The 24,407-nt window shown below is 64.8% G+C and carries 30 protein-coding genes; 18 read left to right on the top strand and 12 right to left on the bottom strand.

All coding sequences use genetic code 11. The features are described 5' to 3' along the window. Window positions 1-30 precede the first annotated feature (30 nt). A complete protein-coding gene (locus AOA14_RS03070) occupies window positions 31-2,340 on the top strand; it encodes a patatin-like protein (RefSeq protein WP_062900708.1) in 2,310 nt (769 codons plus the stop codon). Window positions 2,341-2,458: 118 nt separating this feature from the next. On the opposite strand, the gene dnaJ is transcribed toward AOA14_RS03070, so the two are convergent. Together dnaJ and dnaK are read right to left on the bottom strand one after the other, a co-directional pair. After that, window positions 2,459-3,595: a molecular chaperone DnaJ gene (gene dnaJ, locus AOA14_RS03065; RefSeq protein ID WP_062900707.1), complete on the bottom strand. Its 1,137-nt coding sequence runs from the start codon at window positions 3,593-3,595 to the stop codon at window positions 2,459-2,461. Between the two features lie 59 nt (window positions 3,596-3,654). After that, window positions 3,655-5,559: a molecular chaperone DnaK gene (dnaK, locus tag AOA14_RS03060; protein WP_062900706.1), complete on the bottom strand. Its 1,905-nt coding sequence runs from the start codon at window positions 5,557-5,559 to the stop codon at window positions 3,655-3,657. 163 nt (window positions 5,560-5,722) lie between these two features. On the opposite strand from dnaK, the gene AOA14_RS03055 reads away from it, so the two are divergent. Both AOA14_RS03055 and AOA14_RS03050 read left to right on the top strand, forming a co-directional pair. Further along, a complete protein-coding gene (locus tag AOA14_RS03055) occupies window positions 5,723-6,274 on the top strand; it encodes a copper chaperone PCu(A)C (RefSeq protein WP_062900705.1) in 552 nt (183 codons plus the stop codon). A gap of 6 nt (window positions 6,275-6,280) precedes the next feature. After that, window positions 6,281-6,763, top strand: a complete 483-nt coding sequence (locus AOA14_RS03050; protein ID WP_062900704.1) for a hypothetical protein — start codon at window positions 6,281-6,283, stop codon at window positions 6,761-6,763. A gap of 18 nt (window positions 6,764-6,781) precedes the next feature. Here AOA14_RS03050 and AOA14_RS03045 read toward each other — a convergent pair whose 3' ends face one another. The 3 genes from AOA14_RS03045 to rplU form a co-directional block, all read right to left on the bottom strand. Beyond that, window positions 6,782-7,378 (bottom strand): GNAT family N-acetyltransferase, encoded by a 597-nt coding sequence (locus tag AOA14_RS03045; RefSeq protein ID WP_003040668.1) that lies wholly within the window; start codon window positions 7,376-7,378, stop codon window positions 6,782-6,784. A gap of 250 nt (window positions 7,379-7,628) precedes the next feature. Then, window positions 7,629-7,898: a 50S ribosomal protein L27 gene (gene rpmA, locus AOA14_RS03040; protein ID WP_003040665.1), complete on the bottom strand. Its 270-nt coding sequence runs from the start codon at window positions 7,896-7,898 to the stop codon at window positions 7,629-7,631. 47 nt (window positions 7,899-7,945) lie between these two features. After that, window positions 7,946-8,416 carry a 50S ribosomal protein L21 gene (rplU, locus tag AOA14_RS03035; RefSeq protein WP_062900703.1) on the bottom strand — a complete coding sequence of 157 codons (471 nt, stop codon included), beginning with the start codon at window positions 8,414-8,416 and terminating at the stop codon, window positions 7,946-7,948. A 226-nt stretch (window positions 8,417-8,642) separates the two neighbouring features. On the opposite strand from rplU, the gene AOA14_RS03030 reads away from it, so the two are divergent. Continuing rightward, window positions 8,643-9,158 (top strand): hypothetical protein, encoded by a 516-nt coding sequence (locus AOA14_RS03030; protein ID WP_062900702.1) that lies wholly within the window; start codon window positions 8,643-8,645, stop codon window positions 9,156-9,158. Between the two features lies 1 nt (window position 9,159). Here AOA14_RS03030 and pspF read toward each other — a convergent pair whose 3' ends face one another. Beyond that, complete coding sequence (pspF, locus tag AOA14_RS03025; protein WP_062900701.1) at window positions 9,160-10,203, bottom strand: phage shock protein operon transcriptional activator; 1,044 nt, start codon at window positions 10,201-10,203, stop codon at window positions 9,160-9,162. Window positions 10,204-10,379: 176 nt separating this feature from the next. Here pspF and AOA14_RS19585 point away from each other — a divergent pair, with 176 nt between their 5' ends. The 10 genes from AOA14_RS19585 to AOA14_RS02975 all read left to right on the top strand — a co-directional run bounded on the left by AOA14_RS19585 (window position 10,380) and on the right by AOA14_RS02975 (window position 14,006). Further along, entirely contained in the window at window positions 10,380-10,520 is a 141-nt protein-coding gene (locus AOA14_RS19585; protein WP_156000919.1) for a hypothetical protein, read from the top strand. Between the two features lie 85 nt (window positions 10,521-10,605). Further along, on the top strand, window positions 10,606-11,268 hold the full coding sequence (gene pspA, locus AOA14_RS03015) for a phage shock protein PspA (RefSeq protein ID WP_003040658.1): 663 nt from the start codon (window positions 10,606-10,608) through the stop codon (window positions 11,266-11,268). A gap of 12 nt (window positions 11,269-11,280) precedes the next feature. Beyond that, window positions 11,281-11,556 carry an envelope stress response membrane protein PspB gene (pspB, locus tag AOA14_RS03010; protein WP_003040657.1) on the top strand — a complete coding sequence of 92 codons (276 nt, stop codon included), beginning with the start codon at window positions 11,281-11,283 and terminating at the stop codon, window positions 11,554-11,556. Between the two features lies 1 nt (window position 11,557). Beyond that, entirely contained in the window at window positions 11,558-11,938 is a 381-nt protein-coding gene (gene pspC / locus AOA14_RS03005) for an envelope stress response membrane protein PspC (RefSeq protein WP_003040655.1), read from the top strand. Between the two features lie 41 nt (window positions 11,939-11,979). Next, entirely contained in the window at window positions 11,980-12,279 is a 300-nt protein-coding gene (locus AOA14_RS03000) for a hypothetical protein (protein ID WP_003040654.1), read from the top strand. 11 nt (window positions 12,280-12,290) lie between these two features. Continuing rightward, window positions 12,291-12,611 carry a hypothetical protein gene (locus tag AOA14_RS02995; protein WP_003040652.1) on the top strand — a complete coding sequence of 107 codons (321 nt, stop codon included), beginning with the start codon at window positions 12,291-12,293 and terminating at the stop codon, window positions 12,609-12,611. A 16-nt stretch (window positions 12,612-12,627) separates the two neighbouring features. Beyond that, window positions 12,628-12,876, top strand: a complete 249-nt coding sequence (locus AOA14_RS02990) for a hypothetical protein (protein ID WP_003040649.1) — start codon at window positions 12,628-12,630, stop codon at window positions 12,874-12,876. 33 nt (window positions 12,877-12,909) lie between these two features. Further along, window positions 12,910-13,179, top strand: coding sequence for a hypothetical protein (locus tag AOA14_RS02985; RefSeq protein WP_003040647.1), 270 nt, complete (start codon window positions 12,910-12,912; stop codon window positions 13,177-13,179). 23 nt (window positions 13,180-13,202) lie between these two features. Beyond that, a complete protein-coding gene (locus AOA14_RS02980; RefSeq protein ID WP_003040645.1) occupies window positions 13,203-13,457 on the top strand; it encodes a hypothetical protein in 255 nt (84 codons plus the stop codon). Window positions 13,458-13,595: 138 nt separating this feature from the next. Further along, entirely contained in the window at window positions 13,596-14,006 is a 411-nt protein-coding gene (locus tag AOA14_RS02975) for a SufE family protein (protein WP_062900699.1), read from the top strand. A 113-nt stretch (window positions 14,007-14,119) separates the two neighbouring features. On the opposite strand, the gene AOA14_RS02970 is transcribed toward AOA14_RS02975, so the two are convergent. From AOA14_RS02970 to AOA14_RS02955, 4 genes are all read right to left on the bottom strand, one after another. Beyond that, window positions 14,120-16,618: a TonB-dependent receptor gene (locus AOA14_RS02970; protein WP_062900698.1), complete on the bottom strand. Its 2,499-nt coding sequence runs from the start codon at window positions 16,616-16,618 to the stop codon at window positions 14,120-14,122. Between the two features lie 282 nt (window positions 16,619-16,900). Continuing rightward, the gene (clpX, locus tag AOA14_RS02965) at window positions 16,901-18,169 is read right to left on the bottom strand and encodes an ATP-dependent Clp protease ATP-binding subunit ClpX (RefSeq protein WP_003040640.1); all 1,269 of its coding nucleotides are present in this window, start codon (window positions 18,167-18,169) and stop codon (window positions 16,901-16,903) included. Window positions 18,170-18,336: 167 nt separating this feature from the next. Beyond that, window positions 18,337-18,987, bottom strand: a complete 651-nt coding sequence (locus AOA14_RS02960) for an ATP-dependent Clp protease proteolytic subunit (protein ID WP_003040638.1) — start codon at window positions 18,985-18,987, stop codon at window positions 18,337-18,339. A 124-nt stretch (window positions 18,988-19,111) separates the two neighbouring features. Further along, entirely contained in the window at window positions 19,112-19,720 is a 609-nt protein-coding gene (locus AOA14_RS02955; RefSeq protein ID WP_062902978.1) for a TetR/AcrR family transcriptional regulator, read from the bottom strand. A 77-nt stretch (window positions 19,721-19,797) separates the two neighbouring features. On the opposite strand from AOA14_RS02955, the gene AOA14_RS02950 reads away from it, so the two are divergent. The 3 genes from AOA14_RS02950 to AOA14_RS02940 all read left to right on the top strand — a co-directional run bounded on the left by AOA14_RS02950 (window position 19,798) and on the right by AOA14_RS02940 (window position 21,962). Beyond that, window positions 19,798-20,691: a metal-dependent hydrolase gene (locus AOA14_RS02950; protein ID WP_062900697.1), complete on the top strand. Its 894-nt coding sequence runs from the start codon at window positions 19,798-19,800 to the stop codon at window positions 20,689-20,691. A 148-nt stretch (window positions 20,692-20,839) separates the two neighbouring features. Beyond that, window positions 20,840-21,400: a hypothetical protein gene (locus tag AOA14_RS02945; RefSeq protein ID WP_062900696.1), complete on the top strand. Its 561-nt coding sequence runs from the start codon at window positions 20,840-20,842 to the stop codon at window positions 21,398-21,400. 31 nt (window positions 21,401-21,431) lie between these two features. Further along, entirely contained in the window at window positions 21,432-21,962 is a 531-nt protein-coding gene (locus AOA14_RS02940) for a GNAT family N-acetyltransferase (protein WP_062900695.1), read from the top strand. 97 nt (window positions 21,963-22,059) lie between these two features. On the opposite strand, the gene AOA14_RS02935 is transcribed toward AOA14_RS02940, so the two are convergent. Continuing rightward, complete coding sequence (locus AOA14_RS02935; RefSeq protein ID WP_062763996.1) at window positions 22,060-22,506, bottom strand: NfeD family protein; 447 nt, start codon at window positions 22,504-22,506, stop codon at window positions 22,060-22,062. A 16-nt stretch (window positions 22,507-22,522) separates the two neighbouring features. Beyond that, window positions 22,523-23,443 (bottom strand): SPFH domain-containing protein, encoded by a 921-nt coding sequence (locus AOA14_RS02930; RefSeq protein WP_062900694.1) that lies wholly within the window; start codon window positions 23,441-23,443, stop codon window positions 22,523-22,525. 72 nt (window positions 23,444-23,515) lie between these two features. On the opposite strand from AOA14_RS02930, the gene AOA14_RS02925 reads away from it, so the two are divergent. Further along, entirely contained in the window at window positions 23,516-24,328 is an 813-nt protein-coding gene (locus AOA14_RS02925; protein ID WP_062900693.1) for an HpcH/HpaI aldolase/citrate lyase family protein, read from the top strand. Window positions 24,329-24,407 lie beyond the last annotated feature (79 nt).

Here is a 24,407-nt window from a genome sequence, read left to right as displayed (position 1 = left end):
GGCGTGCGGAAGCGCGCTATCAGGTCGCCGATGCGCGAGAAGGAATTACGCTTTGCCCTGATCTGCTACGGCGGCATCAGCCTTGCCGTCTACATGCACGGCATCACCAAGGAAGTGTGGCGGCTCGCGGCGGCGTCGCGCACCTTTCATGACGAGGCGGAACCGGCGGCGGTCGATGCCTATGGCGAATTGCTGGTCGCGCTCGCGGCGCGCAGCGGGATCAAGCTGCGCGTCCTGGCCGACATCATCGCGGGCGCCAGCGCGGGCGGCATCAACGGCATTTTCCTCGCGCGGGCGATGGCGACCGGCCAGTCGCTCGACCCGCTCACCGAATTATGGCTCGACGATGCCGATGTCGACCGGCTGATCGACCCGGATGCGCGGCCGTTGTCGGCGGCAACCAAATTCTGGGCGGTGCCGATCGCCGGCTGGGCGATGAAGCGGCGCGGCAATGTCATCGACCGCACGGTGGGCGAGGGCGCGCAGGACGAGGTGCGCGCCAAGCTGTCGCGCTTCGTGCGCGCGCGCTGGTTCGAACCGCCCTTCGGCGGACAGATTTTCTCCGGCCTGCTGCTCGATGCCTTCGATGCGATGGCGTCGGGGCCGCAGGGGCGGCCGCTGCTGCCGGCGGGTCAGCCGGTCGACCTGTTCGTCTCGGTGACCGACTATGCGGGGCACAGCATGCCGCTCGCGCTCAACAGTCCGCCGCGCGTGACCGAGCAGGAACACCGGCTGATCATGCATTTCCGGCAGGACGGCCGCGCGGGCAAGCGGCTCGACGACGTCCCCGGCCTCGCTGCCGCGGCGCGCGCGACCGCCAGCTTTCCCGGCGCCTTTCCGCCCTTCACGCTGCGCGAACTCGACAGCGTGCTCGAAAAGCGCGGCATCGCCTGGCCGGCGCGCGCCGATTTCGTCCGCGTCCAGCTTCCGACGGGGAGCGAGGCCGACCCCTCCGACCGGGTGCTCATCGACGGGTCGGTGCTCGCAAACGCGCCGTTCCGTCCGGCGATCGCGGCGCTCAAGCAGCGGCCGGCGCGGCGCGAGATCGACCGGCGCTTCGTCTATATCGATCCCAAGCCCGATTATCGCTCGATCAGCTTCGGCAAGCCTGGCGAGGCAGGCGAGGGCGAAGCGCGCCGCCCGCCGGGCTTTTTTTCGACCATCCTCGGCGCACTGTCCGAAATTCCGCGCGAACAGCCGATCCGCGACAGCGTCGAGGCGATCGAGAATATGTCGCGGCGCATCCGCCGCATGCAGCGCGTCGTCGATGCGATGAAGGTCGAGGTCGAGGAGCAGGTGGCGGCGCTGTTCGGCACGACCTTCTTCCTCAACACCCCGACCCCGGCGCGGCTCGACCGCTGGCGCGCAAAGGCGCAGGCCGAGGCGGCGGCGCGCGCCGGCTTCGCCTATGCGCCCTATGGCCACCTCAAGCTCTCGGCGGTGGTCGAGGAGCTGGTCGCGCTGATCGACCGGCTGGCACCGCCCGAGGGCGACATCCATCAGCGCAACCGGCGCGACGCCGTGTGGGACGAAATCCGCAGCCGCGGGCTCGACCGCATTTCGGGCAAGCGCGGTTCGGGCGCGAGCACCGACGCGATTGCCTTTTTCCGCACCCACGACCTTGGCTTTCGCATCCGGCGTCTGCGCTTCCTCGCGCGCGAACTCGACGCCGCGGTCGAGGCAAAGCGCGATGCGCCCGATCCGGCGTGCGAGACGATGCGCGGCGCGATCTACACCGCGCTCGGCCTCTATCTCGAACGCGAGGGCGACCAGTGGCTCGAGCGGCTCGACGTGCCCGCCGACGCCAGCGCGGCGCAGTGGATCGACGCGATCGCCGAACGGCGCGATCTGGTCAGCGTCGATGCCGATGCCGATATATTGATCGCCGCCGCGCTCGGCAGCCTGCCCAAGGACGACCGGCGCACGATGCTGCTCGCCTATCTCGGCTATCCTTTTTACGACATTGCCACCCTGCCGCTGTTGCAGGGCGAGGGGTTCGACGAATTCGATCCCATCAAGATCGACCGCATCTCGCCGTCGGACGCGACCGCGATCCGCACCGGCGGCGCGGCGTCGATGCTCAAGGGGATCGAGTTCAACAGCTTCGGCGCCTTCTTCAGCCGCGCCTATCGCGAGAATGACTATCTGTGGGGGCGGCTCCACGGTGCCGACCGGCTGATCGACATCGTCGCGTCGAGCGTCGGCGGCGAGGGTGCGCTGCGCACCGACGAACTGGCGGCGCTCAAACGCCGGGCTTTCTACGCGATCCTCGATGAAGAGGAACCGCGCTTACCCAAGGTCGCGGCGCTGATTGCCGAATTGCGGGGCCAGATTGGGTAACTCACCCGTCATTGCGAGCGAAGCGAAGCAATCTCCAGCTATCGAGGTGGTAGGACGATGGCTGGAGATTGCTTCGTCGCGGCGCTCCTCGCAATGACGAGGTGAGAAGTATGGAAGCCTAATCCGTCAGATCGTCCCACATTTCCTTGAGCCGTCCGAAAAAGCCCTGGCTTGCCGGGCATTCTTCGCCGGTCTCGGTTTCGCGGAACGCCTGCAGCAATTCCTTCTGCTTGGCATTCAGCCGCGTCGGGGTTTCGACGTCGATCTGAACCACCAGGTCCCCGTGGCCGCGACCGTTGAGCACAGGCATCCCGGCGCCGCGCTGACGAAGCTGCTTGCCCGACTGGATGCCCGCGGGAATGCTGATGTCATGCTTGCGCCCGTCGAGGCCGGGGATGGTGATGCAGCCGCCGAGCGCGGCGGTGGTGAAGCTGATCGGCGCGCGCGTGAACAACGTCGTGCCTTCGCGTTCGAACAGCTTGTGCCGCGCCATGTGGAGGAAGATGTAGAGGTCACCAGCCGCTGCGCCGCGCGCGCCGCTTTCGCCTTCGCCCTGCAGGCGGATGCGCGTGCCTTCATCGACGCCGGGCGGGATTTCGACGGTCAGCGTCTTGCGCCGGTCGACACGGCCTTCGCCGTGACAGGTGCCGCACGGGTCGGTGATGACCTCGCCCGATCCCTGGCAGTGCGGGCAGGTGCGCTCGACCATGAAAAAGCCCTGCTGCGCGCGGACCTTGCCGTGGCCGTTGCAGGTGGTGCAGCGGTGCGTCGCGGTGCCGGGCTTCGCGCCCGACCCGTCGCAGACGTCGCAGCGCGCAGCGACATCGACCTGAATCTCGCGGCTGCAGCCGGCAAAAGCGTCTTCGAGCCGGATTTCCATGTCGTAGCGCAGGTCGGCGCCGCGCGCGGGGCCGCGCTGCTGCTGCCGACCGCCGCCGAAAGCCGACCCGAAGATCGATTCGAAAATGTCGCCGATATCGCCGAATTCGGCGCCGCCACCGAAGCCGCCGCCCGGGCCGCCGCCATTCTGGAACGCCGCCTTGCCGAAGCGGTCGTAGGCTGCCCGCTTTTGCGGGTCTTTGAGGCAATCATAGGCTTCGTTGATTGCCTTGAACCGCGCTTCGCTGTCGCCGCACCCCGGATTCTTGTCGGGGTGGTATTTCATGGCGAGCTTGCGGTAGCTGGCTTTCAGCGTCGCGTCGTCGGCGCCGCGCTCGCATTCGAGCAGTTCGTAATAATCGATGTCGAGCGACATGGTCTATCGGCCCCCTCTGCCCCGCCGCGCCGGGAAGCGCGACGGGGAGAGTTTCATGCTTACTTCTTGTCGTCTTCGACTTCGGAGAATTCGGCATCGACGACATCGTCGTCGGCCTTCTTCTCGTCAGCATCGGCGGCGGGCGATGCCGCGGCCTGCTGTTCCTTTTCGTAGATCGCCTGGCCCAGCTTCATCGCGACCTGCGCCAGCGCCTGCGCCTTTTCGGTCATCGCAGCGCTGTCCCCGCCTTCGACGGCCGTCTTGGCTTCGGCGATCGCCGCTTCGATTTCCGACTTCAGCCCGGCGTCGATCTTGTCGCCATGCTCGGCGATCTGGCGCTCGGTCGTGTGGATCAGACTTTCGGCGTTGTTCTTCGCCTCGGCTGCCTCACGGCGCTTCTTGTCCTCTTCGGCGAACTGTTCGGCGTCCTTGACCATCTGGTCGATGTCAGCATCCGAAAGTCCGCCCGAAGCCTGGATCTTGATCTGCTGTTCCTTGCCGGTGCCCTTGTCCTTCGCGCTGACGTTGACGATACCGTTGGCGTCGATGTCGAAGGTCACCTCGATCTGCGGCACGCCGCGCGGCGCCGGCGGGATGCCGACCAGATCGAACTGGCCGAGCATCTTGTTGTCGGCGGCCATTTCGCGCTCGCCTTGGAACACGCGGATCGTCACCGCCGACTGATTGTCGTCGGCGGTCGAATAGACCTGGCTCTTTTTAGTCGGGATCGTCGTGTTGCGGTCGATCATGCGCGTGAACACGCCGCCCAGCGTCTCGATGCCGAGGCTCAGCGGGGTCACGTCGAGCAGCAGCACGTCCTTGACGTCGCCCTGCAGCACGCCCGCCTGGATCGCCGCGCCGATCGCGACGACTTCATCGGGGTTGACGCCGGTGTGCGGTTCCTTGCCGAAGAAATCCTTCACGACTTCGCGCACGCGCGGCATGCGGGTCATGCCGCCGACCAGCACGACTTCGTCGATCTGGCTAGCCGAAACGCCTGCGTCCTTGATCGCCTTCTTGCACGGTTCGAGGGTCCGCTTGATCAGCTCTTCGACCAGCTTTTCCAGATCGGAGCGGGTGATCGTCTTGACGAGGTGCTTCGGCCCGTTGGCGTCGGCGGTGATGAAGGGCAGGTTGACCTCGGTCGTCGCGGCCGATGACAGTTCGATCTTCGCCTTTTCGGCGGCTTCCTTCAGCCGCTGAAGCGCCAGCTTGTCGCCGCGCAGGTCGATGCCTTCGTCCTTCTTGAAGCCGTCGGCCAGATATTCGACGATCTTGCTGTCGAAATCCTCGCCGCCCAGGAAGGTGTCGCCGTTGGTCGACTTCACCTCGAACACGCCGTCGCCCACTTCGAGCACCGAGATGTCGAAGGTGCCGCCGCCAAGGTCATAGACCGCAATGGTCTTGTTCTCGCTCTTGTCGAGACCATAGGCGAGCGCGGCCGCGGTCGGCTCGTTGATGATGCGCAGCACTTCAAGGCCGGCGATCTTGCCGGCGTCCTTGGTCGCCTGGCGCTGCGCGTCGTTGAAGTAAGCCGGAACGGTGATCACCGCCTGCTCGACCTTTTCGCCCAGATAGGCTTCGGCGGTTTCCTTCATCTTCTGAAGGATGAAAGCGCTGATCTGCGACGGCGAATAATCTTCGCCGCCCGCCTTGACCCATGCGTCGCCGTTGGCGCCCTTGACGATGGTGTAGGGGACGAGTTCCATGTCCTTCTTGGTCATGGGGTCGTCAAAGCGGCGGCCGATCAGGCGCTTCACCGCAAAAATGGTGTTTTCGGGATTGGTGACGGCCTGGCGCTTTGCCGGCTGGCCGATCAGGCGCTCGCCATCCTTGGCGAAGGCGACGATCGACGGGGTCGTCCGCGTGCCTTCCACATTTTCGATAACCTTGGGCTTGCCGCCTTCCATCACCGCGACACAGCTGTTCGTGGTGCCGAGGTCGATCCCGATCACTTTGGCCATAGTCTCAACGTCCTTATCATTTTCCGGCGCCCTAAAGAGGCGCGCCGCACATGGGTTCCCTTGCGGGTTTGATGGGCGCGATATAGGTGCGCTAATCCTTGGCACAAGGGTTTTGACCGCTTACTGTGGATCGAAAATCGACGCATTTCGGGAGTCCCGCATCATGAAGCCTTTCGCCATCGCCGCCCTTGCAGCCAGCGCCCTCGCCCTCACCGGCTGCAACGGTAAAATCGGCAGCGACCCGCAGCTCGCGGTGGTCGCCGGCTATATTCAGATGGGCGCGACCCCCGACAGCCCCGCCGCGGGCTACTTCACGATCAAGGGCGGTCCGCAGGATGTCGAACTGGTCGCGGTGACCGCCGACCTCGCGCAGCGCGTCGAAATGCACGAAAGCGTCAAGGAAAATGGCGTGGTGACGATGAAGCCGCTGACCACGGCGACCGTCCCCGCGAAGGGCGAGCTGGAATTCAAGCCCGGCGGCAAGCATCTGATGATCTGGCACATCAACGGCGCCGCGGTGCGCGCCGGCAAGCTGCCGATGCAGTTCGTCTTCACCAATTATAACAATGACCGCATCCTCTTCGACCTGCCGATCAAGCCGGCGCCGGGCGCGAGCGCCGACGGCAGCGGCGACGCGCCGACGGGTGCGATGGCCGGGATGGAGCATGGCTCGATGGACCATGGCGCGGCCAACACGGACGCGGCGAAGAAGTAAGTACTCGTGGCAAGGCCGTCGCGGCCCCTGACGGCGGGCGAAATTGCGCTGGCCCGGTCGGTCTTCGGCGATGCGATCGCCTATGACCGGGTGCGCATATGCCATCGCAAATGGATATTCTTCCAGCCGCGCCGCGTCGTGATGGCGCCGATGGGGTCGCTGCATTTCCACCCGCACGGCGATTTATACTGCGACGATTTCGCCGCCGCGTCGCGGTCGCTGAAGGGCCTGTTCGTCCACGAAATGACGCATGTGTGGCAGGCGCAGACGCGCGGGCGCTGGTATCTGGTGCTGATGCGCCATCCCTTCGCGAGCTATGGTTACAGCGTCAAGCCGGGCTGGCCGCTTGCACGCTACGGGCTCGAACAGCAGGCAGAGATCGTGCGCCATTACTGGCTGCTTACCCAAGGCGCGACGATCGCCGGCGCGCCGGGGGTAGAGGCCTATCGCGCGATCCTGCCCTTCGCGGACGGCGGGGCGGCGGCATAGGTGCCGCGCCGCGCGGCGTCAGGCAGCGATCAGCCGGAACTGTTCGCGAAAATCGGCGTCGCTGTCGATACGGCCGCGCATCGGGGTGACGACATCGCTGCCGTCACCCTCGCCCTCTTCGAACAGCGCACACGCAACGTCGCGGCCGCGCGCGACGCTGTAGCGCTGTGCGATCTGCCCCGTGGGACGGAAGCCCAGCTTGCGAAGCACCGCGCCCGAGGCCGGGTTGTCGAGGAAATGCCCCGCGGTCAGCTTCGGCAATTGCATCGCGCGCGCGATCCGGACGAGCTGGCGACCCGCTTCGGTCGCAAAGCCAAGGCCCCAATAGGGGCGGGCGATCCAATAGCCCATTTCGAGCGGACCTTCGGGGCTCGGCGCGATGCCGCAGCCGCCGACGAGGCGCGGGGCGCCGCCGGTGCGCGCGAAAATCAGGAAGCTCGGCTGCGCCGGATCGACCGGACGGCCGAGGAAGTCCTGCGCCTCGTCCATGCCATAGGGCCAGGGCGCCCGCGCCAGGTTGCGCACCACCGCTTCCTCGCCGATTGCACGGGCGAGTGCGGGGGCATCTTCGAGCCAGCCGGGCCGCAGCAACAGTCTTTCAGTACGCGCAAACATTTTCGTCACTCCCATTTGCCTGTCGCCGTGGCGCCAGATGGTGACGCTTTGACGACAGTCGATATGCGAGGGAGATGGATGGCCCTGTTTTCGCGCCGGAAATTCAAAGGGACCGGGTTGGTCCGGATCCCGGGCAAGAAAAAAGGGAGACCGGGGGCGACCCGTCTCCCTCTTTTCGAACTTTGTTCCCGCCTGGGCGGAAAGGACCGTTCCGGGTCGTCCCTTGGTGGACGACCCTGGAAGATCGTCCTTATTCGGCGGCTTCCGCCATGGCGTCGACCGACACATATTTGCGGCCAAGCTTGCCATCGTGGAATCGGACGCGGCCGTCCGCGGTCGCGAACAGCGTGTGGTCCTTGCCGATGCCGACGTTGACGCCCGGGTACACCTTGGTGCCGCGCTGGCGCACGATGATGTTGCCGCCGATCACTTCCTGACCGCCGAACTTCTTCACGCCAAGGCGCTTGGCCTGCGAGTCGCGACCGTTGCGCGACGAACCGCCTGCTTTCTTATGTGCCATGACCTAAACTCCTTGTTTCGTTCTTCAGCCGAGCCGCGTGATCGCGCTCAGGCGTCCTTCTTGGGGGCCGCCTTCTTGGCAGCGGGCTTCTTTTCGGCGGCAGCTTCGGCCTTGGGCGCAGCGGCCTTCTTCGGTGCAGCAGCCTTCTTTTCGGGCGCGGGCGCAGCGGCGGCTTCTTCGGCCTTCGGCGCCGCTTCCTTCTTGGGAGCGGCCTTCTTGGCTTCGCCGATCGCGGTGATGCGCAGCAGCGTCAGCGACTGACGATGGCCGTTGCGGCGGCGATAATTGTGCCGGCGGCGCTTCTTGAAGACGATGACCTTTTCGCCGCGGGTCTGGGCGATGATCTCGGCCGAAACGGTCAGACCCTTCGCATCCTTCACATCGCCGCCGTCACCGGCCAGCAGAACGTCACCCAGCGACACGGTGTCACCGGCCGCGCCTTCGATCTTCTCGACGGCGATCTTGTCTCCAGCGGCGACGCGATACTGCTTGCCGCCCGTGCGCACGATTGCGAACATGGTCTTCCATCCAATCAGAAACTAAAACACCCGCGCTCCCGGTCAGCCGCCGAAGCGACCGATTTTTCCGGCATGCGGGAAAGTCAGCGCCACTAGCGGCGAACGGCGATGCTGTCAACCGCATATTTCCGCGCTTTTCATCGCGAAAGGGGCGGTTCGGGGCGCGCGGCGCCGCTCCTCCGATTCGGCTTGCTGCGATGCGTCTGCGCCCATATCAGGGGCGGCGATGAAGCCAATCCTTGCAATCCTGCCGCTGATGGCCGCAATCCCGCTGTCGGCCTGCGCCGCTGCACAGGGCGGCGACTATCCTTCGCTGGCGAAACGTCCGGTCGAGGGACGTTTCGACGTCGCGCCGCCGTCTGTCGTCGTGCCGCCGCCGGGGCCGCTGCCGACCGATCTGACCGGGCGGCTGGCGCGGTGGGAATCGGACGCGGCGGGCGCGCAGCAGGCCTTCGCGCGCGAACGGGCGCCGACCGAGGCGGCCGTCACCGCAGCGGGCGGCGCGGCGATTTCCAGCGAAAGCTGGGTCGTGGCGCAACAGGCGATCTCGCGCCTTCAGGCGGCGCGCGCGCCGTTGACCGACGCGCTAGCGGACATCGACCGCCTCTATCTTGAACGCAGCATCGCCGAATCGGTCGACGGCCTGCCCGAAATCTATGCGCTGCGCGACAAGCTCGCGGCGATGCTGGCGGCGCAGGACGATGTCCTGGCCGCGCTCGAGCGGCGGCTGCCTGGGCAATAGCTCAGTTGTTGAGCCCGTGCTTTTTCAGCGCGTGGCGGATCTGGTCATAGCTCAGACCCAGCGCTTCGGCGGCGACCTTCTGGTTGAACCGGCAGCGCGCCATCGTGTCCGACAGGATTTGCCGTTCATAGGCATCGACCGCCGCGCGCAGATCGCTGACGGCGCCGCCGGTGGGCGGGGCCGGGGTTGCCATTGCGCTATCGTCACCGGGCGCGGAGGGGGCAGGGGGCGCCGCGTCGGCTTTCGCCTGCGTGTTGCGCACTGCGGGCTGCCACGGGCTGGCGAAGGGGTCGAAGCTCAGCGTGTCGACCGGACGCGTCGGGTCGGCCCAGCGATAGATGGCGCGCTCGATGACGTTGCGGAGTTCGCGGACATTGCCCGGCCAGTCGTGGCCCTCCATCGCCGCGAGCGCGCGCGGGCCGAAGCCCGGCCATTCGTCCCAGCCGAGCACCGCGGCCATGCGCTGTCCGAAATAGGTGGCGAGCACCTCGATATCGCCTTCGCGCGCGCGCAACGGGGGCAGGGTGATGACCTCGAAAGACAGCCGGTCGAGCAGGTCGGCGCGAAAGCGGTTTTCATCGACCAGCGCGGGCAGATGCTCGTTGGTCGCGGCGACGATGCGGACGTCGACGCGGATCGGCCGCGACGAACCGACGCGCGTCACCTCGCCATATTCGACCGCGCGGAGCAGCCGCTCCTGCGCGCCCATCGACATTGTCGCGAGCTCGTCGAGGAACAAGGTGCCGCCGTCGGCCTCCTCGAAGCGCCCCGCGCGCGTCTTGGTCGCGCCGGTAAAGGCCCCCGCCTCATGCCCGAACAATTCGCTTTCGATCAGCGTCTCGGGCATCGCGGCGCAATTCATGATCACATAGGGCCGGTCCCAGCGCGCCGACAGGCGGTGCAGGCGTTCGGCGATCAGTTCCTTGCCGGTGCCGCGCTCGCCGATCACCAGCACCGGACGGTCAAGCGTCGCCGCCTGGCTCGCGCGTTCGACCGCATCCTGAAAGGCGACCGACTGGCCGATGAACTGCGTTTCGCGCTCCATTCCCAATCATTGGCAAAATTTCCCGCTGATTGGCAAGTCATTTTGTTCGGACGGGGTGATTCCGTGTGAATTTGGGCGCCTTTCCGCCGCTTTCGGCAATTGGCACGCCTCATGCATCGATATTTGCGAACCGGCGCAGAAAGCTCCGGTGCAGCGAAAAACAGGAAGGAACGATCATGAAGACGCTGTTTGCCCAGACTGCCACTTTCGCGCTCAGCGCGGTCGGTGCGCTGGCCATCCTTGTCGGGGTGATCGACCATCCGCAGGTCGTTTACGACGTCGCTGCTGCAACCCCGGCGGTCAGCCTCGTGGCCTGACCGAAAACTGGTGCCGGGGCACTCTCCCCCCTTGCCCCGCCCCGGCACCAGCCATTTTCGACGAATTTCGACAGGAGCATAGACCATGGGTATTTTTTCACGAACCCGCGACATCATCGCCGCCAACGTCACCGATCTGCTTGACCGGGCCGAAGATCCCGAAAAGATGATCCGCCAGATCATCTTTGAGATGAACGAAACCCTCGTCGAAGTCCGCGCCTCGGCCGCCCGCACCATCGCCGACCAGAAGGAAATGCGTCGCCACATCGCGAAGCTGGAAAGCCTTCAGGACAGCTGGAAGGAAAAGGCCGAACTGGCGCTGTCGAAAGATCGCGAAGACCTGGCCACCGCCGCGCTGGTCGAAAAGCAGAAGGCCGGCGACATGGCCGAAAAGCTGAAGGCCGAAATCGCCGTGCTCGACGATGCGCTCAAGGGCTATGAAGCCGACATCACCAAGTTGCAGAAGAAGCTCAGCGAAGCGCGCGCGCGTCAGTCGAGCGTCGTCAATCGCCTCGAAAGCGCCGAAAACCGCTATCGCCTGCGCGAAATGACCAATGGCGACCGCGTCCAGGACGCCTTCTCGCGCTTCGAAACGCTCGAACGCCGCGTCGACGAAGCCGAAGGCCGTGCCGACGCGCTGGGCCTCGGCTACAAGAAGTCGCTCGACGAAGAAATCGCCGAGCTGCAGGCGGCCGACAAGGTTGCCGACGAACTCGCCGCGCTGAAAGCCGCGCAGGGCAAGAACTAAGGAGCCGGACCGATGGAAGAAGTGATCATTGTCCCGATCGTCATCGGCACGCTCTTCCTCGGTCTGCCCTGGCTGATCCTCCACTACATAACCAAGTGGAAGCAGGCCAAGACATTGACCGGAGAGGATGAACAGCTGCTCGACGAAATGTATGACACGGCGCGCCGTCTCGAAGCCCGCCTGCATACCGTCGAACGGATCATCAGCGCCGACCATCCCGATTTCCGCCCCGCGGTTCGCAGCGATGAAGATCTGGCGCAGCTTGAAAACATCAGCAGGAGGAACTGAGATGTCCGCTAGCCGCACGAAATTCTATCTCGACAAACAGAACGCCAAATGGAGCGGCGTCTGTGCGGGCATCGCCGACTATAGCGGGATCGACGCCCTGTGGGTCCGCGTCGGCGCGGTGCTGCTGACGCTAATGGGGGGCTTCCCCTGGACGCTGATCGCCTATTGGCTCGTTGCCTGGATGGCGCAGCCGAAGCCCTTCGCGCTCTATGGCTCGCAGGAAGAGGCGAAATTCTGGCAGGGCGTGCGCTCGAACCCCAGCGCCTCCACCCGCGACATCCGCTCGCGCTTCCGCGACATCGATCGCCGGCTTGCCGACATCGAACTTTACTACACGAGCCACAACCGCCGCCTCGCCGACGAGATCGACGCACTGCGCTGATCCCGGCGACGCCCGGAACCATGGCAACAGGGAGTTGAAACATGAATTTCGGTGGTCCCGCTTTCGTCCTCGCCATCATCGGCATCTCGATGGCCGGCTGGATGTTCACCACCTGGATCCGCGCCAAACACGGCTATCCGGTTGAAAATGAATGGGGCGGCACGGTTCATCGAACCGACGCCGACGCTGATCGAAAAATCGCACTGCTCGAAAGCGACAATGCCAAGCTCGCCGGCAAGATCGTCCGGCTGGAGGAACGCATCTCGGTTCTCGAACGCATTGCGACCGACACCAACGGACAGGCGGCGCAGCTCGCCAGTCAGATAGACAGCCTGCGCTGAGGGGAATAACCATGGACTTCATCATCCTGAAGGAAGCAATCGCGCCGGTCGCGGCGATCATCGGCCTCGCGGCAATCGGCGGCTGGATTTTCACCACCTGGCTGCGCATCAAGCACGGCTATCCCCTCGAAAACAGCTGGGGCAAGGCGATCTATCCCAAGACCAGCGACGAGGCGATGGAACGCGTCAAGCTGATCAGCCAGGAAAATGCCCAGCTTCGCGCCGAACTCGGATCGGTCAAGGATCGCCTGGCGGTGGTCGAACGCATCGTCACCGACGAAGGCCACCGGCTGGAGCGCGAGATCGAGGCGCTGCGGCGTCCGGCGAACTGAGGAAGGAGCAGCCGTCATGAGCGATACCATCTGGATCCTGATCCCGCTTGCCCCCTTTCTCCTCGGCGGCTTCGCCATCTGGTCCAAGCACCAGCAGAAGATGATCGAGAAGCAGTCCGAACTCACCGCCGAAAAGGCCGCGCAATATGCGGCGCAGACCGAGCGGCTGGAAGCGCGCGTCCGCGTCCTCGAACGCATCGTTACCGACAAGGGAATCGACGTCGCCGACGAGATCGAGAAGCTGCGCGAAGCCCCGCTGAACTGACAAGACAAGACAAGACCGAAAGGATCGCTCCCCATGAACCCCTTTGAAATGGTCATCGGCATCGTGCTGATCGTGACGATCGGCAGCATTGTCCGGGCGAAATATGGCGTCCACCGCGACCGCCGCGGCAACGAGTATTTCGTCGGCAACGCGAATCAGGATGCCGAGACCAAGGCGCTGCAAGCCGAAATCCGTCAATTGAAAGAGCGCATCCAGGTGCTCGAACGGATCGCCACCGACAATAATCGCGCCGTCAGCCTCGACGAGGAAATCGAGAAGCTGCGCGATCGTTCGCACCCCTGATGTGACGAAGAAGGAGCCCTGTCATGGCCGCCATCACTTCTGACCTCGCAACCAATCTTGTCACCGCCGCAGTGGCGCTGTCCGCTCTCGGCATCGTCAGCCTCGCCGCGCTGCGCGGCTGGCGCGACTGGATCCAGCTCAAGCGCGAAGAACTCGCCATCTGCCACAGCGTCGGCCAGGACCCTGCGGTGCCGAACGCCGGATCGCGGATCGAGATCGCCGACCTCAAGGAACGGCTGCGCAAGCTCGAAGCCATTGCGGCGGGGGTCGATCTTTGATCAGCCTGCCTCCGTCATTGCGAGCGTAGCGAAGCGACCCAGGGCGGCCCACGCTTCCTCCGGATGGCTTCGCCACGCTCGCAATGACGCCGTGAGAGAGGCTTTCCTTCCAACGCGCTTTCTGCCACGGCCGCGACCATGCGCAGCCTCGACGACATTTTCGAAGAATATGACTTCCTCGACGGCGACGATCGTTATCGCCTGCTGATCGATCTCGGTCGCGAACTGGAGCCGATGCCCGATCCGCTCAAGACCGACGCGACGCTGGTCCGCGGCTGCTCGGCGAGCGTCTGGGTCTACCCGCTGCCGCATGACGGCGACCGGTTGCACTTCCTTGCCGACAGCAATGCCGCGATCACCAAGGGGATCGTCGCGCTCGTACTCGCCGCGGTGCAGGACAAGCCCGCGGCAGAGGTCGCCGCGATGGACATCGCCGCCGCGCTCGCCCCGTTCGACCTGACCCGCCAGCTGTCGTCGAACCGCACGCAGGGCGTCCCCAACATGATTGCCTTGGTCCAGGACACGGCGCGGCGCATCGCCGGCGCCTGAGCATCCCGATTCAACTATCCATCGCCAACGAGGTCGGCACGTCCTACTGACAAGCACGAAAAAGGGCGCGGGAGTTTCCTCCCGCGCCCTGATTTTCGCATACTGCTGGGGGCTTAGAAGCCGACGGTCAGCGTGCCGCTGATCGTGCGCGGTGCGCCGATCTGGGCGAACGGCGGCGACGACGTGCCCTGAGCGAGCGAGGTCGTGTAGCTGCCGACGTAGAGCTTGTCGAACAGGTTGTAGACGTTGAGCTGGAAGAAGGTCTTGTCGTTCAGACCCAGGAATTCCAGGCTCAGGCGCGCATCGAGGTTGACCAGCCAATACGCATTGGTCTTGGCCGGATAGACTTCAACACTGGTTCCATTGACCGTCGCCGTGACCGGCAGGTTGGTGTCGTAGATGTAACGGCCACCGGTGCGCTTCGCCGTGACGCCCAGTTCGACCGGGCCGAGGGTGCCGCGCGCCGAGCCACCGAAGGTGTAGGCGGGCGCTCCCGATTCGCGCTTGCCGGCGGTCGGTGCGAAAACCGGATCGCCATTGCCATCCACGCCCGACTGGACGTCGTCCTTGATGTCCGACTTCAGGTACGAACCGAACACATAGAGCGCGAGGTTCGATACCGGCTGATAGGCGATGCTGCCATCGATGCCATATTTGTCGACGCGGCCGAGGTTGCGGTACACGTTGCGTTCGGTGACGGGGTCATAAGCCGAAGCCAGACGATCGCTGTACTTCGTGAACCAGCCCGAAAGCTGCGCCTGAACCTGACCGGTGCGATAGCGAACGCCAAGGTCGAAGTTATCCGACTTTTCAGGCATCGGACGCGCCGATGCGGTGTTCGGTGCAAAGAAGAACGCGTTGTAAAGCGAGTCCGTGCCCGGAACCTGCAGACCCTTCGAATAGTTCGCAAAGATCGACATGCGGTTGCTCGGCTTGAACAGCAGGCCGACGTTCGGAAGAATGTCGTCATACTTGAGCACGCGGCGCTGCGGACCCTGAACTGCCGGGTTCGCGGCCGCGTAGATCGCGTTCGACGCGGCATTCTGACCGAAGCAATCGAGGAAGCCGGAGTCGCTGGTCGTGAAGCAGTAGTTATTCAGGTCGCGCTTGAAGAAAGGCGCACGAATGCCGAGCGTGGTGACGAGCGAGCCGTCCATCCATTCGCCGCGATATTCGCCCGAAATCTGGTTCAGCGTCGCGTAGGACAGGCGATCGCGCTTCTGCATGACGGTGCCGGTCGAATCGATCAGCGGATTGTTGACCGGGAAGACGTCAAGCGGTTCGCCATTCTGCTGGAGCCCCAGGACCTGACCCGTCTGACGGTGACGCGCGCGGTCGAAGGTGTAGCCGATACGAACGGTCTGACCGTCCGAAATATCCCAACGCAGGTTGGCGATCACGCCATAGCGGTGCGTCTGGGTCTGGCTCGGTGCAAGCAGCGTGACCTGATCGAGCAGATCGCCGTCGCCGTTGAGGTCAACGCCGAAATAATAGCGGCCGCCGACGAAGCCGGGGATGTTTGTGCCACCGACGTTGCGGAGGTCTTCGCGGCCGGTAACCGTGCCGCCGCCGTTCGCCTTCACATACTGGTAGCTCGGATCGACGGTCAGGGTGAGGCCGTCCGACAGGGTGAACTTCGATGCGCCGCGAATGTTTCCGGTGTTCGACGGGTTGTAGCGACGATCGAATTCGGTGCCGCAGCCGTTGGTGGAGTCAGGAGCGCCGGCCTGCGGCGTGTCGATCGTGCACGGATAGTTGATGTTATATTCGCGCTCGTCGGAGGACTGCGGGAAGCCCGAGGGAACGGCGCGATCGTTACGCAGGCTAACCGAACCGAAGAAGTTGTTGCGGTTCTCGTTATAGTGACCGGCCACCGAGATGAAGTCGCCGTTGCTGCCGATCGGCTGCCAGATGCGGCCGTTGAACTGCTTCTTGCGAACGCGGCCATAGTTGTTGAACGGATTGTCGTTCGATGCGCTCGAAGCCGAGATGAAGGCGCGGGTGCCGAACGGCGTGAATTCGCCGGTGTTGATCAGGCCGAAAACGCGGAAGAAGCTGTATTCGCCCGCCGAACCCGAGACCTTGACACCGAATTCTTCGGTTGGGGTCATCGTGCGGTAGTTGACGGTCGAGCCGGTTGCCGCGGCGGTCGGGCTGTCGACGTCGGTCGAACCGAGGTTGACGTTGACCTGTTCGATCAGTTCGGGATCGAGCTGCTGGTTCGAATAGATGGCATAGTTGCCCGAGTCGTTCAGCGGAACGCCGTCGAAGGTCAGGCTGATGCGGTCGGCCGAAAAGCCGCGGATGGTCAGCTGACCGCCTGACGAACCATAAGCGTCATTGTTGGTGAAGACGACGCCCGGGACCAGGTTGATGGTGTCGAGAATGGTCTGACCGGGGTTCTGACGCGCGATCACTTCCTGACCCAGAACCGACTTCGCCTTCGACGTATCGGGCGACTGGATGCCGGCGACGTCCTGCGCCGAGGTGCCGGTGACGACGATTTCGTTGTCGAAATCGACCGAGCCCGTCGACTGGGCAAAGGCCGGCGTGGAAAGCAGCGCAAGCGGAAGCAGCGCGGCGCCAGCGGCGAGCGTGTTGCGGAAATTCATGACAGGTTGTCCCCTTGATTGTGGCATTCGGCAGGCGCGCGGCTTGGGGCGCGCTTGACCTGCGAGCGCCCCTGAAGCCCGCATGTGGCACGATTGTGACAGCAAATGTGACAGTGCAAGCCGCGCCGGCGCCCAGGCGCGGGAAAAGGTCAAAAAAGCGCGAATTTCCGTCGCTGCGGCAGAATTATCGAAAGGCAGCGCTGCGTTTTTTCGTGCAACTGTTGCTGCAATGCAACATTGGCAGGGGCGAAACCGCGGCGCGGGTGCGCGCCGCGACTCGACTCAGGCGGCGTCGCCTGCTTCCTTCGCCTTGTCGGCGTAGACGCGCACCGGCGCCTTGCGGCCTTCGACGACGTCCTTGTCGACGACGATTTCGATCACGTCGGTGAGGTCGGGCAGGTCGAACATGGTATCGAGCAGGATCGCCTCGACGATCGAGCGCAGCCCGCGCGCGCCGGTCTTGCGTTCGATCGCCTTTTTGGCGACCGCGACTAGCGCGTCGTCGGTGAAGGTCAGCGCGACTTCTTCGAGATCGAACAGCTTCTTATACTGCTTGATCAGCGCATTCTTGGGCTCGCCCAAAATCTTGACCAGCGCGTCGATGTCGAGATCCTCGAGCGTCGCGATCACCGGCAGGCGGCCGACGAATTCGGGAATCAGGCCGAACTTGAGGAGATCTTCAGGCTCGATATTCTTGAGCACCTCGCCCGCGCGGCGTTCGTCGGGGCCGGCGACATGCGCGCCGAAACCGATCGACTTGCCCTGCAGGCGGTCGCCGATGATCTTTTCGAGGCCGGCAAAGGCGCCGCCCGCGATGAACAGGATATTGGTCGTGTCGACCTGCAGGAATTCCTGCTGCGGATGCTTGCGCCCGCCCTGCGGCGGCACGCTCGCGGTGGTGCCTTCCATCAGCTTGAGCAGCGCCTGCTGCACGCCTTCGCCCGACACGTCGCGCGTGATCGAGGGATTCTCGGCCTTGCGGCTGATCTTGTCGATTTCGTCGATATAGACGATGCCGCGCTGCGCCTTTTCGACATTATAGTCGCTGGCCTGCAGCAGCTTCAGGATGATATTCTCGACATCTTCGCCGACATAGCCGGCTTCGGTGAGGGTCGTTGCATCGGCCATGGTGAAAGGCACGTCGAGGAAGCGTGCCAGCGTCTGTGCGAGCAGCGTCTTGCCGCTGCCCGTCGGGCCGACGAGCAGGATGTTCGACTTCGCCAGTTCGACATCATCGCCGCGGCCCGAATTGGCGAGGCGCTTGTAATGGTTGTGGACCGCGACCGACAGCACGCGCTTGGCGGTGTTCTGGCCGATCACATAATTGTCGAGGTGCTGGCAGATTTCGAGCGGCGTCGGCACCGCGCCATCCTTGCGCGCGGCGACCCCGCCCTTGATTTCCTCGCGGATGATGTCGTTGCACAGTTCGACGCATTCATCGCAGATGAACACGGTGGGGCCGGCAATCAGCTTGCGGACTTCATGCTGCGACTTGCCGCAGAAGGAGCAGTAAAGAGTGCTCTTGCTGTCCGAGCCGCTCAATTTCGTCATAAATCTTCCTCTGGCAGCCGCAAAAGGGCGCTGCCGTCCTTCATCCTAGCCCGCGATCACCCAATTACAATATGGCAATTAGGTGACATTGGGACATGTCCAACCTGACGACGGCCCGCGAACGGGGGCGTCAACAAACGCGGTTACCGAAAGCGGGCTGGCCGGCGTCAGGGCGTCGGACCTTCGCTGATTTCCTTGGGCGCCTCGTCGCCGGGGAGCGCGGGGCGGCGGTCGTAGACATGATCGACGATCCCGAATGCGCGCGCTTCCTCGGCTTCGAGGAAAGTGTCGCGATCCATCGCCTTTTCGATGTCTTTCAAGGGCTTGCCCGTATATTGCGCATAGAGGTCGTTCATCCGCTTGCGGATACGCAGGATTTCCTTGGCCTGGATTTCGATGTCCGACGCCATGCCGCGCGCGCCGCCCGAGGGCTGGTGGACCATGATGCGGGCGTTCGACAGCGCGACGCGCATGCCGGGTTCGCCGGCGGCGAGCAGGAAGCTGCCCATCGACGCCGCCTGGCCGATGCACACGGTGCCGACGCGGGGGCGGATATATTGCATCGTGTCGTGGATCGCCATGCCCGCCGTGACGACGCCGCCCGGCGAGTTGATGTACATATAGATGTCCTTCTTCGGATTTTCCGATTCGAGGAACAGAAGCTGCGCGACGATCAGCGACGCCATATTGTCCTCGACCTCGCCCGTCACGAAGACGATCCGTTCGCGCAGCAGGCGCGAGAAGATGTCAAAGCTGCGTTCGCCGCGGCTCGTCTGTTCGACGACGACGGGAACAAGGGCGGCGAGCGGGTCGATCATGGAAATTTCGTCCTTCAGTATCCGGGATGCCCGCCGCGAACCGGCGGGCTGCCCCTCGGCGCCTTACATCGGCGCGTGGCGTAAGGGATTCAAGGGGGCAAATATCGCGTGCCGGCGCGCCCCGCTATTGCGGGGGCTTGCCGCCCTGTTCGGTCCAGAAGGCGGCGATGCGGCCGGTGATGAGTTCGGTCGCGAGCGTGCGCGCGGTATCGCGGGGCAGGCCCAGCGCTTCGGCCATCGGGCCGCCAAGCTGGGCATCGCCCATCGCCATCAGCACGAGCGCCAACGTGTCTTCGTGCATCAGCCGCTTTTCGTGCGCGTCGGGCGCCGTTCCGTCGATCAGGCGGTGGATGGCATCGAGGATCGGGTCGAGCGCGTCCTCATTGCCCGTCGCCGCCATCCAGGTGGCGAGCGCCCCGGCGCCGCCGCTGTCGAAGGCGTCGAAGGCAAGGTCGACGATCTCGCGCACATTGCGTTCGCCCGGCGGCGACGACGTCATCTTCGCAGCAATCGTGCCGCACACCGTTTCGGCGAGATAGGCGGCGAGCGCCTTTTGCAGACCGGCGGCGCTGCCGAAATGGTGGAGCAGATTGGCGTGAGTGCGGTCGATGCGCGATGCCACGGCTTTCAACGTCACCGCCTGCGGCCCCATCTCGATCAGGATCAGCCGCGCGGCCTCGAGCGCCACCGACCGGCTTTCCTCCGGGCTGAGCCGTTTCTTTACTATTGACACCACTGTAAGTAATTCCTATTTCTTGCCCCGTCGGGCGTCCCCACGCCCTGAGCCCCCTTTTCGACGGTGAGAACCATATGTCCAGCCTTTCCCGCACGCCGACGCCGCAGGATTTGTCGATCACCCCGCGCGATCGCCGCTTCGGCCGCGACGACCGGCAGGGGCGCTGGTGGATGAACGGCGACCCGATCGCCTCGGTTTTTCATACCGCTTTGTCGGTCACCTTTCCGAAAGGCGAGGCGATGTTCATCGAGGCGGTGAAGGCGCACCGCGACGGCGTGCCCGAAAAGCTGGCGCGCGAAATCCGCGCCTTCACCCAGCAGGAAGTCATTCACAGCCGCGAACATGTCGTCTTCAATCGCAAGGCGGCGGAGGCGGGCTACGACCTGTCGGAGCTAGAGGCCGATGTCGACAATGTGATGGAACTCATCAAGACGCGCCCGCCCATCGTCAACCTGATGGCGACGATCGCGCTCGAACATTATACCGCGATGATGGCGGCGATCATGCTCAAGGATTCCGCGATGTACGACGGCGCCGAGCCCGAATGGGCGGCGCTGTGGAAATGGCACGCGATCGAGGAAATCGAGCATAAGGGCGTCGCTTACGACACCTGGCTCCACGCGACGCGCGACTGGAGCCGCTGGCGGCGCTGGAAGGCGAAGTCGCTGATGATGGTCGCGATCACCGCGCGCTTCTGGCCCAAGCGCATCCGGGGCATGAAGGCGCTCTTGCAGCAGGACGGGCTGACCGGCTGGCGCGTCAGCGCGCGCATCTGGTGGTTCATGCTCGGCTATCCGGGCATCCTGCGCAAAAGCTTTCTGCCCTGGCTGGCCTATTTCATGCCGGGCTTTCACCCTTGGAACCATGACGACCGCCAACTCATCAAGAAATTCGAGAGCGATTATTCCGATGCGGTGATGCCGTCGCATTCGTCGGGTGCGCCCGAGCTGGCAACGGCCGCGGCCTGAGGCCGCGGCCCGGCACCCCCGCGAAGGCGGGCGGCCGGAGAGGCCTCTCTCTCCCTCTCCGGGTCTCTGCCTTCGTGGGGGTGTTCCATAGCTGGACGGCTGCGGCGAAGTCCCATATCTCCTGCGGGGGGGGAACAGGGGACCGTTCATGCCATCGATCTGGACCGCGACCGAGCTCGTGCAGCTCGAACTGCAACTCGCCGGACGCCAATCGCTGCTCGAATTCGGATGCGGCGAGGCGACGCTCGTCGCCGCGCGGCAGGCCCGGCGGATCGTGGCGGTCGACGGCGATCGCGAGCGGCTCGCCGCCATCGCGCGCCGACTGGGCGAAGAGGCGGAGGGCTACACGCCCTATCAGCCCGAAATCGGTCCGGTCGATGCGGAGGGCCGGCCCACCGACCCGGCGCGCCTGCGCGATTGGCCGCGCTATCACACGCATATCTGGCGCCACCTGACCGGCAGCCCTGACGCGGTACTGATCGACGGGCGCTTTCGTGTCGCCTGCCTGTTGCAGGCGATCGTCCACTGCAAACCCGACGCGATGCTCCTGTTTCACGATTTCAGGGACCGCGCCGCCTATCATCTCGTGCTGAACCATTGCGACGTGCTGGCACGCGTCGATACGCTGGCGGTGCTGCGCGTCCGGCCGCAGGTCGACGGCAAGGCCGTGTTGCACGACCTGTTCGACCATTTCTTCGACCCCGATTGACCATGCCCGCCGCGCTGGGCATGTCGGCACGATGATCACCTCGCCTCCCACGATCGAAACCGCGCGGCTGCGCCTGCGCCCGCCGCATTTTTTGGACAAGCCTGTCCATATCGCAATGTGGGCCGATCCGCGCGTCACGCGCTTCATCGGCGGCGAACCGCGTGCGCCGGACGTGAGCTGGGGCAAATTTTTGAGCTCTGCCGGGCTGTGGCCGGTAATGGGCTTTGGCTATTGGGTGTTCGCCGACCGCGACAGCAATGCGCTGATCGGCATGGGCGGGCTTTCCTATTTCTGCCGCGGCATCCCCGAACTTGAGGATCTACCCGAGGCGGGCTGGGCGTTCGACGCCGACCATTGGGGCGGCGGGCTAGCGACCGAGGCGATGAGCGCGGCGCTCGGCTGGGCCGACGCGACGCTCGACGCGCCCGAGGTGCGCTGCATCATCGATCCGGGCAATGCCGCATCGGAGCGTGTCGCCGAAAAACTGGGCTTTCGCCGCATCGGCGACAGCGACGCGCTGGGGCATGTGGTGGGGATTTATTCGCGGCCGCGGGGTGGCTGAATTGGTCGTCATTGCGAGCGGAGCGAAGCCCTCCAGAGAGGTTTGCGCTACGCTGGATTGCCGCGTTGCCTTCGGCTCCTCGCAATGACGATTTGGATCAAACCGCCTCGACGACCAGCACGCCGCCGTCGGCGCTGACGACGCGGACCTTGGCGCCTTCGGCGGCGTCGGGTCCGCGCACCGGCCATTCGCCGTCGCCAACCCGGGCGCGGCCGCGGCCGTCCTCGATCGCCGTGGTCACCGTCAGCACCTCACCGACGAGGCGGCCGCCGCGCTGGTTGAGTAGCGGGTCGGTCGAGACGATCGGATTGTCGCGCAGCCATTTGCGCGCACCATAGAGGATGATCACCGCCAGCACGGCGAAGATGCCGAGCTGAAGCGGCACGCCGATCGGCAAAACCCACGCGACGACGCCGGTGATAACTGCCGCGCCGCCGAGCCAGATCAGAAAAAAGCCGGGCGCGATGATTTCGGCGGCGGCAAGCAGGACGCCGAGCGAAAGCCACGCCCAGTGCGGTTCCATATTGGCGATAAAGTCGGGCATATCCGCTTCCCCTGCCTTAGCTTGCCTTGCCGCGTTCGATCGCATCCCTGGCGAGTTCGCCGATGCCGCCCAGCGTGCCGATGAGCTGCGTCGCCTCGACCGGGAACAGGATCGTCTTGGCGTTGGGGCTGGTCGCGAACTGACTTACCGCCTCGACATATTTTTGCGCGATGAAATAGTTGATGGCCTGCGCATTGCCGCTCGCGATCGCGTCGCTGACCATCTGCGTCGCCTTGGCTTCGGCTTCGGCCTCGCGCTCGCGCGCTTCGGCGTCGCGGAAGGCGGCTTCGCGCCGCCCTTCGGCCTGCAGGATCTGGCCCTGCTTCTCGCCCTCGGCGCGCAGGATTTCGGAGGCGCGCAGCCCTTCGGCTTCGAGGATCGCGGCGCGCTTTTCGCGCTCGGCCTTCATCTGGCGCGCCATCGCGTTCGAAATGTCGGCCGGCGGGCGGATGTCTTTGATCTCGACGCGGGTGATCTTCACCCCCCATGGCGTCGTCGCATCGTCGACGACATGCAGCAGGCGCGCGTTGATCTCGTCGCGCTTCGACAGCGTCTCGTCGAGGTCCATCGACCCCATGACGGTGCGCAGGTTGGTCGTCGTCAGGTTCATGATCGAGAGGTACAGGTCGCTGACCTCATAGGCCGCCTTCGCGGCGTCGAGCACCTGGAAGAAGACGACGCCGTCGACCGCGACCATCGCATTGTCCTTGGTGATGATTTCCTGCCCCGGAATGTCGAGCACCTGCTCCATCATGTTCACCTTGCGACCGACGCGGTCGAAGATCGGCATGATGAAGTTGAGGCCCGGCTGCGCGGTGTGCGTGTAGCGGCCGAAGCGTTCGATAGTATAGGCGAAACCCTGCCGCACCGGCGTCAGCGCCCAGATCAGAAACACCAGCGCCAGCACCACCAGTGCAAGTGCGAAATACATGATCATCCCCTTTGCAAATTCGATCGCAATCCCGCTTCCTTATTGCGGCAATGGTCCAGCTGCGCCACAGAAAAGCGCATGACCCATGCCGCCTTCGCCCCGCGCTCGCTCCTCTATGTGCCCGGCTCCAACGCCCGTGCGCTCGAAAAGGCGGGCGGGCTCGCCGCCGATATGCTGATCATCGACCTGGAGGATGCGGTGCCCGCGGAGCGCAAGGCAGAGGCACGCGCGGCGATGCGCGCCGCGGTGACGGCGGGCTTTGCGGGCAAGCGCGTGGCCGTGCGCGTCAACGCCAGTGGCAGCGCCGAGCAGGCGGAAGATCTCGCGGCGCTGGACGGCCTCGTGCTCGACGCGGTGGTGCTGCCAAAGGTCGACGCGCTCTCGGACCTCGACCCGCTGCGCGCTCTGGGGCTACCACTGCTCGCGATGATCGAAACGCCGACCGCCATCTATGCGGCGCAGGGAATCGCCGCCGATGCCGCGGTGCAGGGGCTGATCGCCGGGCTCAACGATCTGGCCTATGAGCTCAAGCTGCCCGACGGCATGGATCGCGGCGCGATGGGCCATGCGATCCAGGCGATTGTGCTCGCGGCGCGCGCAGGCGGCGTTTGGTGCTTCGACGGGGTCTATAATGCGATCGACGACGCGGAGGGCTTTGCGGCCGAAGCGCGCGAGGGGCGGCGGCTCGGTTTCGACGGCAAGACGCTGATCCACCCGTCGCAGGTCGATCCGTGCAACCGCGCCTTCGCCCCGTCGGCGCGCGAGATAGCCTCTGCCGAAGCGCTGGTCGCCGCAGCAACCGGCGGGGCGCAGCGGCACGCGGGCCATATGATCGAAGATATGCACGTCGCGGCGGCGAAGGCGCTGCTGGCGCGGGCGCGGGCGCAATAGCGGCCTGCTTTCCGTCGATGCTGTTCATCGTTCGACAAACGCGCCTTGCCGCTTCGGCATGGCCATGCCATCGGGCACA

Origin of the sequence: Sphingopyxis terrae subsp. terrae NBRC 15098 (genome assembly GCF_001610975.1) — a bacterium.
GTDB lineage: Bacteria > Pseudomonadota > Alphaproteobacteria > Sphingomonadales > Sphingomonadaceae > Sphingopyxis > Sphingopyxis terrae_A.
Note: the sequence above shows the minus strand (reverse complement) of the source record. Positions and strands in the feature narration are given on the sequence as shown.